The organism is Lactonifactor sp. BIOML-A5, from assembly GCF_009677585.1.
GTDB lineage: Bacteria > Bacillota > Clostridia > Lachnospirales > Lachnospiraceae > Lactonifactor.
The window spans coordinates 1-16,064 of the sequence record NZ_WKYV01000049.1; the positions used below are offsets into that span (position 1 = coordinate 1).

Annotated in this window: 7 protein-coding genes; 3 read left to right on the forward strand and 4 right to left on the reverse strand. The window is 46.2% G+C overall.

Annotated elements, in window-relative coordinates; genetic code table 11:
• Positions 1-136 precede the first annotated feature (136 nt).
• Positions 137-1,738 carry a CvpA family protein gene (locus GKG41_RS22525; protein WP_154262860.1) on the reverse strand — a complete coding sequence of 534 codons (1,602 nt, stop codon included), beginning with the start codon at positions 1,736-1,738 and terminating at the stop codon, positions 137-139.
• A 149-nt stretch (positions 1,739-1,887) separates the two neighbouring features.
• Positions 1,888-3,981 (reverse strand): elongation factor G, encoded by a 2,094-nt coding sequence (locus GKG41_RS22530; protein ID WP_154262869.1) that lies wholly within the window; start codon positions 3,979-3,981, stop codon positions 1,888-1,890.
• 323 nt (positions 3,982-4,304) lie between these two features.
• On the opposite strand from GKG41_RS22530, the gene aroF reads away from it, so the two are divergent.
• Genes aroF through aroA form a run of 3 tightly spaced genes read left to right on the forward strand, consistent with a single transcriptional unit; the run spans position 4,305 to position 7,717 of the window.
• Positions 4,305-5,318 carry a 3-deoxy-7-phosphoheptulonate synthase gene (gene aroF, locus GKG41_RS22535; protein ID WP_154262878.1) on the forward strand — a complete coding sequence of 338 codons (1,014 nt, stop codon included), beginning with the start codon at positions 4,305-4,307 and terminating at the stop codon, positions 5,316-5,318.
• Complete coding sequence (locus tag GKG41_RS22540; protein ID WP_154262881.1) at positions 5,318-6,415, forward strand: prephenate dehydrogenase; 1,098 nt, start codon at positions 5,318-5,320, stop codon at positions 6,413-6,415. Before aroF ends, GKG41_RS22540 begins: the two co-directional genes overlap by 1 nt.
• 21 nt (positions 6,416-6,436) lie before the next feature.
• Positions 6,437-7,717 (forward strand): 3-phosphoshikimate 1-carboxyvinyltransferase, encoded by a 1,281-nt coding sequence (gene aroA / locus GKG41_RS22545; RefSeq protein ID WP_154262890.1) that lies wholly within the window; start codon positions 6,437-6,439, stop codon positions 7,715-7,717.
• Between the two features lie 117 nt (positions 7,718-7,834).
• Here the strand turns inward: aroA and GKG41_RS22550 are convergent, their stop codons facing one another.
• Together GKG41_RS22550 and GKG41_RS22555 are read right to left on the reverse strand one after the other, a co-directional pair.
• The gene (locus tag GKG41_RS22550) at positions 7,835-11,170 is read right to left on the reverse strand and encodes a diguanylate cyclase (protein WP_154262899.1); all 3,336 of its coding nucleotides are present in this window, start codon (positions 11,168-11,170) and stop codon (positions 7,835-7,837) included.
• Positions 11,171-11,217: 47 nt separating this feature from the next.
• Entirely contained in the window at positions 11,218-15,861 is a 4,644-nt protein-coding gene (locus GKG41_RS22555; RefSeq protein ID WP_154262909.1) for a PAS domain-containing protein, read from the reverse strand.
• Positions 15,862-16,064: the final 203 nt, after the last annotated feature.

Here is a 16,064-nt window from a genome sequence, read left to right on the forward strand (position 1 = left end):
CCATTACACAAACTTTATTTGGAACGCAATTTGGTTAATAAAAGAAAACTGGCTCTGGGATACAAAGCCCAAAACCAGTTTGTCTACAGTCTGAACCGGCGATATGCTCTCTTTTAGAGGCATATCGCCGGTTATCTTATTCTATCACTATTACTGTATTGGCAGGTGAGCCCTCAGAATATTCAAAAGAAATGGTGTCACCAATATCATACCCTATAATCTGCGGAAAATCTACAACCGGCACATCAAAGATTCCATCTTTGCCGGTAAGCGTTATATAAAAATGGGAATTTCCGTCAATAACTGCCTGGGCCATCTTCTCTATGGCGCCGCTGACCTTTAGATTATCACTTCCTCCGGCATTGGAGATGCCCATCCCGGACAGCAGCTTCGTGTATTGTTTCTGACACTCGGCCACAGTATCCCCTATGGCAACATTCTGATACTTCTGTATATTAACCATAGCATACTTTTTCACCAGTCCTGCCTCATCCTTCAGAGCCATAAAGTACGTAGGCTCATTGCTGATGTTTAAAAGAAGAGGGAAGGTTGCTTTATATCCCAGATTCTGTACCTGTCCCTGGGCAGAGTCCATAGCTGAGTACTCTTCCGCGCCGCTTACCGGATAATATCTGGTTTCCATGGTTCTCTGGTTCATGAGCACAAAAGCAACGTTAGAACGATCTCCTGTGACAGAGGTAATACCGGTATATACCCATACATCGTCATCCATGGCAATATAATTAAACCCTTCTGTTGTTTTCAGACATCCCTTCTGTCCTAATACACTGTTCAGGAAACCATTTTTCAAAGTACCGTGATAATTATACAGCTGGATCAGCAGTTCAGCCGGATAGACACGGTCTACCCAAGTCGGACACTCATCCACGGGAACGTCCACCGTCTCCCCGGTAACTGCGTTGCACAGCACCACTCTGCCGATGGTCTGGCCGCCAAACAAGCCGATATTAAATTTTTTCACCGGACAGATCCAGTACGGCGTCCCTGTCTCGTCGATCTCAAAACTCAGCTGATCGAACATGTACGTGGGGTAGCGGAAACGCAGGTGTCTGTAAATGTTTCTGTTAAAATACTCAGACATAGAATATTTAATGCCTTCATTCAGCTTGACCAGTTCTGTATTTTGTGTGGTCATATCAATGGTAATATAGGCTGGAATACCGGCCTTTTGGTTAGTCAGCCACTTAATTGGACTGGCATATTCCAAAGGCGTCACACGGACAGGCTTTCCCTGATAATTGATCTGAGAATACAGATCACTCACCTGGAACTGAGAAACCATATCTACCATGCTCCCCATTTTACGGTTGCCCAGCAAAACCGCAGAATCCTTGTCCAGGAGAGGAATTCTGTCGAAATCTGCCTGCTCAATATCCTCTGTAAAATCTCCTTCGGTCTGGGTGATTAATTTCTGATACTTTTTGGCATTTACAATGGGGGAAGAAAGAACAGATCCAATCAGGTAAACAACTGCAATCAGAATGATTACCCCAAGACCAACTTTAATAATCTTGTTTTCTTTGATATCTTTGACGCTGTGAAAGCTGCTTCTTCTGCGGAGCCCGTAAATCACCAGGATCACTGCTACCACCGCTGCCAGGAAAAACCAGAATCCGCTCTCGTGGATATTGATTGCCGGCAGTGTGACGTAATAATAGATGCCCGCTAAAATGATAACTGCCAGAACAGCTATTATCTTACTTTTTTTTGTACTCATAGTATAGTCTCCTTCTTATGACTTTGATTGTTATTCTAGCAACTTTCCGGGGTAAATTCAACGGTTTTCGAAAAAAAGAAGGCAATCCTCTTCACAGAAGCCGGACTGCCTTCTCTTGCTCTTTCTTTAAAACAGCTTTTTAACCTGCATTAGTTATCTTCAGAATCTGTCAGATGGCTGGCTCTTGCTTCAATTTCCTTCTCCTGTATATCGGAGGGTGCCTGCTCATAGCGGGCAAATTCATAGGAGAAGTCACCGCTTCCGCCGGTCATGGATCTGAGATCTGTGGAATATCCATAGATAGACAGCATGGGTACATCTGCCTCGATAACCTGATTGCCGTTCTTATCCGGATTCATCCCAAGCACACGGCCTCTTCTCTTGTTGAGGTCACCCATAACATCACCGGTAAATCTGTCAGGAACCGTCACTTTCATGGATACAATAGGCTCCAGAAGAACCGGAGACGCATCCATAAAGCCTTTTTTAAATGCCATAATCGTTGCCATCTTAAATGCCATCTCAGAGGAGTCTACGGTATGATAAGAGCCGTCATACAGAATTGCCTTGACTCCCACAACAGGATATGCCGCAAGAGGGCCCTTCAGCACAGATTCCTGCATACCTTTTTCCACAGCAGGGAAGTAGTTCTTGGGAACTGCGCCTCCCACAACGATCTGTTCAAATACAAACGGAGTCTCCAGGTCTCCGGATGGTTCAAATTTCATCTTAACATGCCCATACTGGCCGTGGCCGCCGGACTGTTTTTTATACTTGCCTTCCACATCCGACATCTTGCGGATGGTTTCCCTGAAAGGTACTTTCGGCTTGGTAAGCTCGATCTCCACCCTGTACTGCTCTTTCAGTTTACTCTGAATAATGTCCAGATGCTGATCACCCATACCATAGAGAAGCGTCTGGCGGTTGGCTGCATCATTTACTACCTTCATGGTGAGATCTTCCTGCATCATCTTGCCGAAGGCCTGGGAGATCTTATCCACATCACCCTTATTCTTTGCTTTATAACGTTTGTAGGTGTATGGCACCGATATCTCAGGTTTGCCGTATACCACAGGAGTTGCCTTGGTTGCCAGTGAGTCGCCGGTAACTAAGGTATTGGCTTTGCCGATGGCGCCGATATCTCCGGCATGAAGCTCTGGAACCTCAATGGGCTTATTGCCTTCCAATACATATAATTTATTCAGTTTCTCTTCCGTGTCTTTTTCCACATTATAGAGGGTGTCATCTGATTTGATAACTCCTGAACACACTTTAATCAGAGAGTATTTTCCGATGAACGGGTCTACAATTGTTTTAAATACCCTGGCGGTTTTTGCTTTGGCAAAATCGTAATTGGCCTCATAGATTTCGTTTGTCTTCTTGTTGATGCCTGCCATCTCCCTCTGATCCGGTCCTGGGAAGTATCCGCAGATATCGTCCAGCAGATTAGACACACCCTGCAGATTGATGGTGGAACCCATACATACAGGTACAATACTTCCGTCACAAACATTCATCTTAAGAGCCGCAGAAATCTCAGCAATGGAGAATTCTTCTCCGCCGAAATACCGGTCCATGAATTCTTCACTGATCTCTGCCACAGATTCCATAAGTGTTTCCCTGTATTTGTCCAGGTATTCCTGAGAGTAATCGGGCACCGGGCACTCTGTTTTTTTATCTTTTTCAACATAGCGCCTTCCGGCCTGTTTTACTACGTTTACATATCCTACAAATTTGCCGTCCTCACGGATAGGGAAGTGTATCGGTGCGATTTTCTTTCCGTAAAGCTCTGTCAAATCTTCAACCACCTGGCGATAGCTGACATCATCTACATCCATTTCCGTTACGAAGAACATACGGGGAAGTTTATATTTTTCACATAAGTCCCATGCCTTTTGGGTGCCAACCTGAACCCCTGACTTTCCGGAGACTACTATAATGGCAGCGCCTGCAGCACTTACGGCTTCTTCCACTTCTCCTACAAAGTCAAAATATCCGGGGGTATCCAGAATATTAACTTTATTCTTGCCCCACACAATGGGCACTAATGATGTAGAAATGGAAAAATGACGTTTGATTTCTTCTTTATCAAAATCGCTGACAGTATTGCCATCGTCTACCTTCCCAAGGCGGTTTGTAATTCCTGACAGGTAAGCCATTGCCTCTGTTAAACTAGTCTTTCCGGCGCCTCCATGACCCAGCAGGACCACATTTCTTATTCGGTCTGTTCTAAAAACGTCCATATGTAATACCTCCCATTTATTAATATGTGTATATTTTACTAAAAAAAATGAGATAATTCAAGTAATTTATTCACTTTTAACAATGAATATTCGATTTTCTTTCAGAATCTTCTTTATATATCTTCGCTTTAAAGCGCAACGCTTTAAAGCAATAAATCGTTGACAATTACCGACACTTGCTTTACAATAAGAAAAGCAGTCAGAAATGACTCTTACACCTAAATGACTGCCGTACGATGAGACCCGTGCGGACGCCCATGGGACACCTGTTGCGAACCGTCCCGGGGGAATTAAATGAATGGAACTAAAGGGAGATATGAACTATGATTATCGTTATGAAACCAAACGCTACGGATTCGGCCATCAATGACGTCATACAGAGAATTCAGGAAAATGGCCTGGAAACCCACCTGTCAAAAGGAAAACAAGTTACTATCATCGGATGTGTGGGAGACAAGACACGTCTGGCAGACAAAAATATAGAAATCATGCCCTATGTAGACAAGCTTGTCCCAGTTACAGAGAGCTATAAACTGACAAATAAGAAGTTTCATCCCTCTCCTTCTTCGGTATCTGTGGACGGATGGGTCATCGGCCCGGAAACCCTCACAATAATGGCAGGCCCCTGCGCGGTGGAGACAGAAGAACAGCTTCTGGCTATCGCACATGCAGTAAAGGAATCGGGGGCTCAGTTTGTCAGGGGCGGGGCTTACAAACCCAGAACCAGCCCATACTCTTTCCAGGGACTGGAGGAAGAGGGCCTGAAATATATGCAGACAGCAAAAAAAGAAACCGGACTTCGCACGATCTGTGAAGTAATCAGTGAAGAGGCTATTAATGCTGCCGTAAAGTATGTGGATATGATACAGATCGGAGCACGCAATATGCAGAACTTTCAGCTGTTGAAGGAGGCCGGAAAGTCCGGGCTGCCGGTACTTTTAAAGCGAGGCCTCGCCGCTACCATTGACGAGTGGCTGAATGCTGCGGAATATATCATCGCAGAGGGCAATCCCAATGTAGTTCTCTGCGAAAGGGGCATTCGTACCTTTGAGACTGCTACCAGGAATACGCTGGACATCAGTGCGGTGCCAGTATTGAAGGAAAAAACCCACCTGCCGGTCATTGTAGATCCCAGCCATGCGACCGGAGTATACAGCTACGTGCCGCCTCTGGCAAAAGCTGCCGTGGCCTGCGGCGCCGACGGACTAATGATTGAAGTGCACAACGATCCGGCACATGCTATGTCAGATGGTCCCCAGTCTCTTACCTTTGAGAACTTCCGGGAACTTTCCGCGGAATTAAAGCCCTATGTAGCCCTTGCGGGGAGGAAACTGTAATGGAACCCGCAGCTGCCGGCTTTATCGGCCTGGGACTGATCGGAGGCTCCATTGCAAAGGCGCTGAAAAAGTTTTATCCCCAATGCAGAATTTATGCCTATGACAAAGATGAACTGTCCCTGAAAAAGGCGAAGGAGGAAGGTATCGTAGATATCATCTGCCGGGAGCAGGACGCCGGAATCAGTGAGTGCTCTATTATTTTCCTGTGCGCACCAGTTTCCGCAAATATTTCTTATCTGAGAAGTCTGAAATCTATCCTTCGTCCGGAATGCATTCTCACGGATGTAGGAAGCGTAAAAGGAGATATTCACAAAGTTGTGAAGGCACTGAAGCTGGAAGAGTATTTTATCGGAGGTCATCCCATGGCAGGATCTGAGAAGTCAGGATACCAGAATTCTTCGGATCATCTGATTGAGAATGCCTATTTTATCCTTACTCCCTCTGAGGGAGTAAGCCTGCAGAAGATCAGCGATTATTCTGAATTGGTGAACTCGCTGGGTGCCATTCCTATGATTCTCACCTGGGAAGAACATGATTATATCACAGCAGCAATCAGCCATCTTCCCCACGTTGTGGCATCGTCTCTGGTGAATCTTGTGGAACGTCTGGATTCCTCTGAGGAGCATATGAAAATGATTGCCGCCGGGGGATTTAAAGATATTACAAGAATTGCCTCCTCTTCCCCTGTTATGTGGCAGCAGATCTGTCTTACCAACCAGGATAACATTTCCAGGGTGCTGGATGAATATATCCGTCTGATTGTGCAGGCAAAGTATCTGATAGATCAGGGAGACAGCGATGGCCTTTACCAGATGTTTTCGGATTCCAGAGACTACAGGAATTCTTTGGATTCCTCTCCTCTGGGTCCCATCAAAAAGACTTATATTCTCTACTGTGATATTGTAGATGAGACCGGCGCCATTGCCACCATCGCCACAACTCTGGCAATGGATCAGATTAGTATCAAAAATATTGGCATTGTACACAACAGGGAGTTTGAAGAAGGAGTTCTCAAGATTGAATTTTATCAGGAGGATGCCATGACCAGTGCGGCGGAACTCCTGAGAAAACGTAATTATATCATTTATGAAAGATAATTTTGTACTTAGGAGGGACTTATGAATATCAAGAAACTTACCTCTCCTCTTCGGGGAGAATTGAATGTCCCGGGAGATAAATCGATTTCCCACAGAGCCATAATGCTGGGGGCAATATCAATGGGCACTACCTCTGTCACGAACTTTCTTCAGGGGGCTGACTGCCTTTCTACCATCTCCTGTTTTCGCAAAATGGGTGTACCTGTAGAGATGGAAAAGGAGGAGATCCTGGTGAGAGGGAAAGGGCTGCACGGCCTTTCCAGGCCTGACACAGTTTTAGATGTGGGAAACAGCGGAACCACTACACGTCTTCTGGCCGGCATATTGGCCGGGCAGAACTTTGACAGTGAGCTCACCGGGGATGAATCCATACAATCCCGGCCGATGAAAAGAATTATACGCCCCCTTACACAGATGGGGGCCGGTATTACCAGCGTCCGGGGCAACGGGTGTGCTCCTCTCCATATAGAAGGACGCACCCTAAAGGGAATCCATTATGACTCACCTGTTGCATCTGCACAGGTAAAATCCTGTTTGCTTCTTGCAGGACTTTATGCGGATGACATTACCAGTGTCACGGAGCCTTATCTCTCCAGAAACCATTCAGAGATTATGCTGGATTACTTTGGAGCCACCCTCACTGCGGAGGATACCACGGTAACTATCTATCCGGACCCGATTCTGGAAGGTCAGAAAGTATCTGTTCCCGGGGATATCTCATCCGCCGCCTATTTTATTGGCGCTGCCCTTCTGGTACCAGGGTCAGAGATATTGATACGCAATGTAGGGGTGAATCCTACCCGAAACGGTATCCTGCGGGTATGCGAAAAAATGGGTGGGGATATTACCCTTATGAATGTATCTGCGGAGGAAGGTGAGCCCACTGCCGATATTCTGGTACGTCACAGTTCTCTCCATGGCATTACCATAGACGGTTCCATCATCCCCTCCCTGATCGATGAGGTACCCGTGATCGCGGTCTTGGCCGCTTTTGCCCAGGGTGAAACTGTGATAAAAGATGCCCAGGAATTAAAAGTAAAGGAATCCAACCGTATTGATGTGGTGGTCAGCAATCTAAAGGCTATGGGAGCAGATGTCACGGCAACAGATGACGGTATGATAATCCGGGGAGGACAGCCCTTAACAGGCGCCCTTATTGACACAAAAAGGGACCACCGAATCGCCATGTCCTTTGCAGTGGCCGGACTGGCGGCCAAGGGAGAGACACAACTTTGCAACGGAGAGTGTGTCACCATCTCCTACCCCGGATTCTATCAGGATTTGGCCGCGCTCTCCAGATAAACTGTTTTCGTCATATCAGTCCTTCTCAGCGGGAAGGGAGTGCTGGTTTCCACTCCTCTCCCGCTTTTCAGCGAGAAATACTGACAGCATCTTCGCTATAAAGCTAAGCGCATAAATCTAATCCTTCAGCCAGAATCTTTTTATTTTACAGTCATCGAAGCCTACAAATCCCGCAAATGCTCCATTTCTTCTGATTTCGCACTGGAGCAGAGACTGAATTCCCTGTGCTTTGAACATCTCCCGATACCCCTCTGACAGCTGTTCCACATCGGGACAGTAAAATATTCCCTCCTCGTTAAACAGGGCCATATAGCGCTCCCGGCCCCCAAGATTGTCATACGCATAGTTCTGGAGATTCACCTTCTGAGATTCTATCCCATCATTGCACCACTCAAAGGTATTACTGGTGCTTCTCCCGTCCCCGCTGTCCTCAAAAATATAGGTACGGCTCGCCGCAAATTCTCTTCCTACCATTTTCAAAATACAGGCAATCGCATCTTCCGGGGCAATTGATTCGTATAAAATAGTAAACGCATTTTCAATCAGCCGGTACATCACCTGTGCCGGTGCTGTCTCTGATTCGATCCGGGTGTTTACCGTTGGCTTAACGGCCGGCATATTGAATGGACAGTTCAAAATAGAAGGGGAATAAAATGAATATGTATTTTTTCCTCTTTTTTTTGCATCATACAGAGCCACATCACTGTGATGGAATAGGGTCTCAAAGTCTGTGCCGTCCTCTGGATAGCTCCCAATACCTATGCTGCAGGAAGGAGTATACGATATAGCATTTTCACGGAACATCCGATGGGATGCCTCAATAATTTTACGTGCCCTTATACTTACCGCCTCTTTTGGGGCATTTTCCATAAAGATCAGAAACTCGTCTCCACCTATGCGGCAGATAATATCCTGATCCCGAAACAGCTGAACAAGTTCTCCGGCAAATTCCTGAAGCACAACGTCTCCGAACATATGCCCATAGGTATCGTTGATCAGCTTAAAATTATCCAAATCAATAATCATCATAGCGGCCGGGGTCCCTTTTTCTTTAACATTGAGAAGCCCTTCGATTCGTTTCCTCCCTGAGCTTTTATTATAAAGCTTTGTCAGTCCATCCCTTTGGGCCTCATCCAAAAGGATCTGGGAAGCACGCTTTTCCTCATCGATATCTGTGACTACTCCCACTGTCTTGAAGGGGCGGCCTGCACTGTCAAATTGGGCAGCTGCCCGAATTTTGCACCACCGATACCTGCCCCCTGCATCTGCCACCCGGAATTCTATCTCAGAGTAAGGAATACCATTTTTCATATCATGAATCAGCTGCAAAAAACAGGTCTGATCTTTGGGGTGTAAGTGGGGAGCTTTTGGAATTTTCTTTGTAGCCTCCTCCCTGACCGGCTGATAGCCAAATTTCTTTTCCCAATTATTTGAATAGGAGACCGTATCATTTTCTATGTCCCACTCAAAAATAATGTCGTTGGAGCGCTCCATAATAATCTGGTGACGCTCCAGCGTCAGACGCAGCTCTTCCTGTGCTTTTTTCAGCTGGGTAATGTCAACCAGAACATAAAGGAAATACTCTTCCTCCCCGATTCTGCTCATCAGGCATCGTTTGTCCAGGACCCACAAAACAGATCCGTCTTTTGCAGTGATACGGTATTCCAGTTCAGCAAAGTTACCTTTTGTCAGCTGTTCCTGTATCTTTGTATGTACCATATCTCTGTCTTTGGGATATATAAAGTTAAGATACCTGTTCTGAAACTGGTTTTGAATCTCCTCCTCTGTATATCCCAGAAGTTCCTTCAGACCGCTGTTCATCTGAAGAATTGTAAACCATTTATCATTTTTGCAGGTCTGAACACCGCCCAGAAGGCTGTCCAGTACTCCCACTGAAAATAGCTTATCCCTCTTCCTCCCGTCTCTGGGCAGCTCTGTTTCTTCCGCTGCACGTTTATCCCAGATAACCATTGCCTTCCTGCTGTATGGATTATTGACTTCAATGCGTACAAGTGTAACCATACACCAATAGTATGCTTCATTTCCCGAGCTGTATATCCTGCATTTCACGCTGCTTTTTCTCAGGCCGTTTACAAAGAAATCCTCCATCTCTCTGCCGAAAAAGGAAAGCAGCTGCTTTTGTTCTTCCGGGTGGACAGATTCCTGAATAAAATGCAGAATGGAATTCTCAAACCGTTTGCCTGTTTTCAGTGTCTCAAACTCTCTGCCGGAGGTATATACCACATGGTACACGCCATTGTCCAAATCCATTTCCATTACTGTGGCATCTGTATACTGAAGCATTGCAAAATATTTAAGCTGCCCCATCTGTAAGGTCTCTTCCCGGGAAAACAGAACCGGGGAAATTGTTTTAATATCTGCAGCTTTAGGTGTATGTCCGTCTGCATACTCCCTAGTACACTCCTCAAAAAGGCCTTTGACATTCTTCAGGCATTCCAGCAGCCTGGGGGAAAATGTCCCGCATTCCCCGTTTAAAATCATATTGAACGCATGATCAGGAGATATTGCCTTTTTATATACCCGGTCTGTGGTCAATGCGTCATAACAGTCCGCAATGCCGACCACCTGGGCACAGATAGGAATACTGTCTCCCCTGAGCCCGTCCGGATACCCCTTTCCGTCCCACCGCTCATGGTGGTAACGGCAGATATTGTACGCATACTGCAGATAATCTTTATCGCTCATCCCGTTCAGATTCGCCAGCATCTCACATCCTTTTGTGGTGTGGGTCTTCATTACAGAGAACTCCTCCTGCGTTAACTTACCCGGTTTATTCAATATTTTATCCGGAATAGCAATCTTCCCAATGTCATGCATGGAAGAGGCGCTGACGATAATATCAATATTTCTCTCATTCAGTCCAAACTCAGGATACGAATATGCCACATTCTCTAACAGTATTTTTGTGAAAATACGGATTCTCTGTATGTGCTGTCCGGTTTCCACACTACGGTATTCAATGATGGAGGAAAGCGCATCTATCATAATTGCATTGGATTCCCGCAGTTTCGCTGCCTGTTCCTCAATCAGCTCCTGCTGATTCAGCCGGTGGAGTGTCAGCTCAATGACATTTTGAACTCTTCTTTTTACCACATAAGGTTCAAAAGGCTTCATAATAATATCAGAAGCGCCCAGATCAAAAGCTTTCACTTCGTTTTCCGTGGAATCCTCCGCAGTAATAACAATCACAGGGAGTTCATCCAGAAGATGTTTTCTGGCCAGTTCTTCCATTACCTTATATCCATCCATCACCGGCATAACCAGATCCAACAGAATGATTACAATGCTGGAATGATACTGTCTTGCAAGAATCACAGCCTGTTCTCCATCCTCAGCCTCTAAAAGATTATAATCATCCTCAAATATATTTCTGAGGATTGCCCGATTCAATTCCATATCATCAACAATTAATATAGTATCTTTTTTATTCATTCTTTTGTTCCCGGGGTTCTGCCCGCACTCCTTTATCTCATCTCTCTTCAGCAAGCCCTTGCTTTCAGAGCCTTCCTCAGCTCTGCCTTCAGCCTTTCCATATCAATTGGCTTCGCAACATGGGCATTCATGCCGGCAGCCGCGGATGCCCGGACATCTTCCGCAAATGCATTTGCTGTCATAGCAATAATGGGGATTTTCCCTGCATCCGGGTGTTCCATGCTCCGAATGACGCGGGTAGCTTCGTAACCATTCATTTTTGGCATCTGTATATCCATTAGGATAGCGTCATAGGTATGAGGAGGTGCCTCGCGAAAAGCCTTCACTACCTGTTCTCCATCCTTTTTGACAACAGAATCCGCTCCATAGATCCGGAGAAGCTCACATAAAATCTCAGCATTGATTGCATTATCTTCTGCCACCAGAAACAGCCGGCCGGCGAACTCTTTATTACTGTCTCCCGCCGCATCATCCGCCCATATCCTCACATCTTCTCTGCTGTCCTTCGGTTTTGCGCACTCGAACTCCAGCTCCACCTGGAATACCGTGCCCTCACAAAGCCTGCTCCTCACAGATATCTCCCCATGCATCAGTTCCACAAGCCCCTTTGCAATGCTAAGCCCAAGGCCTGTCCCTTCAATATGTACAGTATTGGGACTTCTGGTAAATGGTTCAAATAAATGAGCCATAAATTCTTCAGACATACCAAGCCCTGTATCACTTACAGTGAACCGATAGCGCACTTTACCGGGAGTCTGGATCTGCAGCTCCTCTGTCTCAAAGTATACGGTTCCGCCCTCCGGGGTGAACTTGACTGCATTGCTCAGTATATTAAGTAATATCTGATTCAGGCGCAGAGCATCCCCATAAAAGCCATCATGGCAGATCCCCTCCGTCCGTACCGTGAAGTTCAGCCCCCCATCCCTTGCCTGGGGAGCCATAATAGAGGCCAGTTCTTCCACCAATTGGGATACAGATATTCTCATACGGTTCATGGTGATCTGGGAGCGTTCTATCTTACTCATATCCAGAATATCATTCACCAGGCTGAGCAAATGTTTGGAGGAGATTGATATCTTCTTCAGACAGTCGGCAACCCTCTCTTTATCATCTAAATGTGCCACTGCAAGTGCAGTCATTCCCATAATAGCATTCATAGGCGTACGGATATCATGGCTCATAGCTGACAGGAATTCACTTTTTGCCTGATTAGCCTCTTTGGCCAAAACAAGCGCATTCTCCAGTTCCCTCTTTGCTTTTCTCTCCGCTGCCAGCATATCTGTCACATCAGCCCTCACAAGACATAAGGTTCTGTGGTTAACATCTCCCCACATAACGTTGAGCTGTTTATATCGCTCCTCTTTGTCCTTCCGGTAAGAAAACAGAAAATCATATCCCCCAGGCTTTTCCTGAAGCCGCTCCAGGATTGTAGAAATTCGGAATTGCTCTCTGGTATATTTCCAATTTTCCTCCGGTACATAATGTTCTGTGAAGCTTCCGATTGCCTCATCGTAATGTTCCAGAAAATAGGGCGATAAATTTTGCAGTACCGTCTCTCGGGTATGGAGAGTCAGCCTCTGGCTGCTCAGATCGATGAATCCAGCCAGTTCAAAGGTATAGGCAATCACACGGAGCAGCCCCTGTTGTTCCCGGATGGAATCAGTAATATCTGTTCTTGACAGACACACCCGGCCAAGCCTGAGATCGATTGCTGAAACCGTCATATTTTTTGTACATATATCTCCTTTGTCATCTGTTATTGAGAATGCAAAGGTGTAAGATCCTTCTTTTTTCAGACGCTGTACCATCCTGTCTGGCTCCAGTGCGTCTCTGTACGCGTCTTTGTCCCTGGGGACAATTTTTTCCGCCGCCATGTAGGAAACCCGTTCTGAATGAGAACCCTGTCTGGGCGGAAGGCAGCGGGCATTCTCGCTGCTGGATAAAACCGTATAAGTGTCCCGCAGCAGATCAACATCCATGACACAGTCATATCCCGTAACAGACAATCTGCGGAGAATCATCTCCCGGATTCTCTGTTCTGTAATATCTGCCACTGTCAGTATGCCTGTCACATCCCCTGTATCGGGGGTGGAGACTAGATTCATCTTGATCTGAACGTGCCTGCCCCTCTTTTCTTTTGGAAATCTCAGAAAGCAGATCATCTTCTGTTCCGTTTCTCCTCTTTCAAATGCTTCCAGCGCCGGTTTATTCAGATAGGTATCCAAAAATTGCCTCTTTTGGTCAGGATCTTCCACAAGATCGGAGATGCCGGTAAAAAACTGTTCACGGTCACTGCCGAAGGTTTTCAGCAAATCAGAATCTGTGTAATCTATTATCTCCAGGATTTTACTCTTCGTAATGTTACAGTGTCCGACAATCAGGGCATTGGGATCCGGGGTGCGGTAGTGCTGCAGAAGCAGTTCTTTGTACTGTGTCCGGAACTTCTCCTGCTCCTCCCGTTCTTTGGTCATGTCGTGGTACACTGCATAAACACGCCTTTCACCGCCTTCATTCTGGATCACAGACAAACTGTTCTTCACCCAAACATAACCATCCCGCCCCTTTTTCAGGCGGTAGGCGATCTCCCAGTGGGCAGCGCCGCTGACAAGATAAGAAGTCATCTGTTCCCTCACAAAAACCTTGTCCTCGGGATGTACACCCTCCATGGCATCCTTGCGGTAAAGCTCCCAGGCTTCTTCCAGCGTCATCCCCGTCATAACGGCAAAACCATCCGAAAGAAATTCCGGTGTCATCGTTCCGTCTCTCTCGTAACGGACCACAGCAACACCGCCGGGAAGATTTTTCACCACCGTCTGGAAATACTGTTCCAGACGTTCCTTTTCCCTGCGGATAGTTACTTCCTCTGTGATATCACGCACAAACTTAATATAGGCCGGTATTCCATTCCAGACTGTCTCCCGGAATCGGGTGCTGTAATAATTGCTTGTCCCGTCCACATGCATATCATGCTCTTCCCCGTCCGCCGTATGCGTCTTGAGAGTACAGAATTCACAAGGCCCGCTCTTTCCGTGAAGGGCCGTAAAACATTTCTGCCCGAGGATGTTTTCTCCTTTGGCAAACAGACTTTTGGACTCATTGGCATAGAGGAGATCATAATTCTCTTTTCCAATCACGTATATGCCGTCAGCCATCTCATTGGCAATGTTCTGAAACAGATGCGTCTCTGCAGACATTCCGGTATATACCGCATAGAATCTTGTGGATTCAGAGAGGGGACCCATACGGCGTCCATTCAGATGTATCCAGATCAGACTTCCATCCTTATGGCGCATACGGTAATAGACATCCATACTCTCCCCGCTCACAAGGGCTGCCCGCGCCGCCGTAAAAACCCTTTCCCTGTCCGGTTCATAGATAACAGCAAGTGCATCCCGGCATACCAGTTCTCCGTATTCTTCCCGCGTATGGCCGGAGAGAGCTGCAACCCCATCAGAAAAAAAGGTCGGCAGAAATCGATTGCCTTCCACCCTGTAGCTGGCAATTCCCCCTGGAATCGAATTGACCAGGTGATCCATTTCCAGCTGGGCATCTTTAAGGTCTGAAATATTGTGAAATACACAGTGAAGAAGAGGAAATCCCTCATCTTCTCCAATCCATTTTATCCTTACCCGTACCCAGACAATATGACCGTCTCTGTGCTGCTTGCGGAACTCAAAGTTAGTAACCCCCCGGCTCAATATTACTTCTCTTGCCTTGGATACCACCATAGCAGTATCCTCCCGGTAGATCATAGTTGCCGCATCTTGTTTTATCAGTTCCCGGTATTCTTCCACTGTATATCCCGACAGCTCCGGTACGCCGTCAGAGAAATAAACAGTTTCAAACATGTCTGAAACCCTGTAGATAGCAACTCCCCCTGGAATTGCATTGATAATATCCTGCATTTTTTCATTTGCCTGTTTCAAATCCTGTTCCAGCCGGATCTGTTCGTTTACATCACTGTATATTGCATACAGAAGCTTTGTTCCGTCATTCTGCGCTTTCGCCGAGCCATCCAGCTGAATCCATCGGTATTTTTTAAGAGTATCATTCCAGACACGGTAGGTATGCTGGAGGACTCCCTCTTCCGCAATCATTTTTCGGATTTTCTCTTCCAGCAGAGGCTGGTCTTCCGGATGTACCCCCAGATATGCCGTTTCATTCTCAACAGAACGGATATGTGCAGGGGAATATCCCATAATTTGATAAAAGGCAGGATTATGAAATACGGGTAAAATCTTTTTCCCAGTAAACCGGTACACACTCAGACCGCAGGAAATGCTGCTGAAAGTTTTCTGCAGTTCTCTTTTCAGTGCTTCCGATTCCTTTTCCTCTTTTTTCTTTTCTGTAATATCTATAATATATTCAATATGAGCCGGCCTGCCGTCCCAATCGATCCGCTTTCCGCTGAGCTGATAGGTCCGTTGATTCCCCGGATGCTGAAATTCCCGGACAAAAAGCTCTGTCCGGCTCATTTGTTCTGCACGGCAAAAAGGACAGGGTTCGTCGAATCCTGCCAGGTAATAGCAGGTATTCACCTGCCTGTCTGGTTTCCGTAAAAATAACTTCTTAGCCATTCGATTGGCAAAAAGCAGTTCCCAGTTATCGACTGCACTGACATAAACAGCCACCGGCATATTGTCCAATACAGCCGCCGTCTGTTCCCTGGATAGAGGGCTGTCCTGTATCATATGATTCCCCCCTTAGATATGATTCAGTTATTTTTAGGGTCATTGCGTTTTTCAGTTCTGGTTATAGCTCTGTCCTATATGTATCGTATAATTTTAGCACAGAAACAGAATAGGTGCAATAAAAAAGGGGCTGTCGGTTAATATCGATTTTTGCCCCCTTACATACAAGGAAGAGACAATCCCATAGTATTCGGGCTTTTTCA

Coding starts and splice junctions, on each gene's coding strand:
- GKG41_RS22525 (WP_154262860.1), bottom strand. CDS start 1,738: ATGAGTACAAAAAAAAGTAAGATAATAGCTGTTCTGGCAGTTATCATT.
- GKG41_RS22530 (WP_154262869.1), bottom strand. CDS start 3,981: ATGGACGTTTTTAGAACAGACCGAATAAGAAATGTGGTCCTGCTGGGT.
- aroF (WP_154262878.1), top strand. CDS start 4,305: ATGATTATCGTTATGAAACCAAACGCTACGGATTCGGCCATCAATGAC.
- GKG41_RS22540 (WP_154262881.1), top strand. CDS start 5,318: ATGGAACCCGCAGCTGCCGGCTTTATCGGCCTGGGACTGATCGGAGGC.
- aroA (WP_154262890.1), top strand. CDS start 6,437: ATGAATATCAAGAAACTTACCTCTCCTCTTCGGGGAGAATTGAATGTC.
- GKG41_RS22550 (WP_154262899.1), bottom strand. CDS start 11,170: ATGAATAAAAAAGATACTATATTAATTGTTGATGATATGGAATTGAAT.
- GKG41_RS22555 (WP_154262909.1), bottom strand. CDS start 15,861: ATGATACAGGACAGCCCTCTATCCAGGGAACAGACGGCGGCTGTATTG.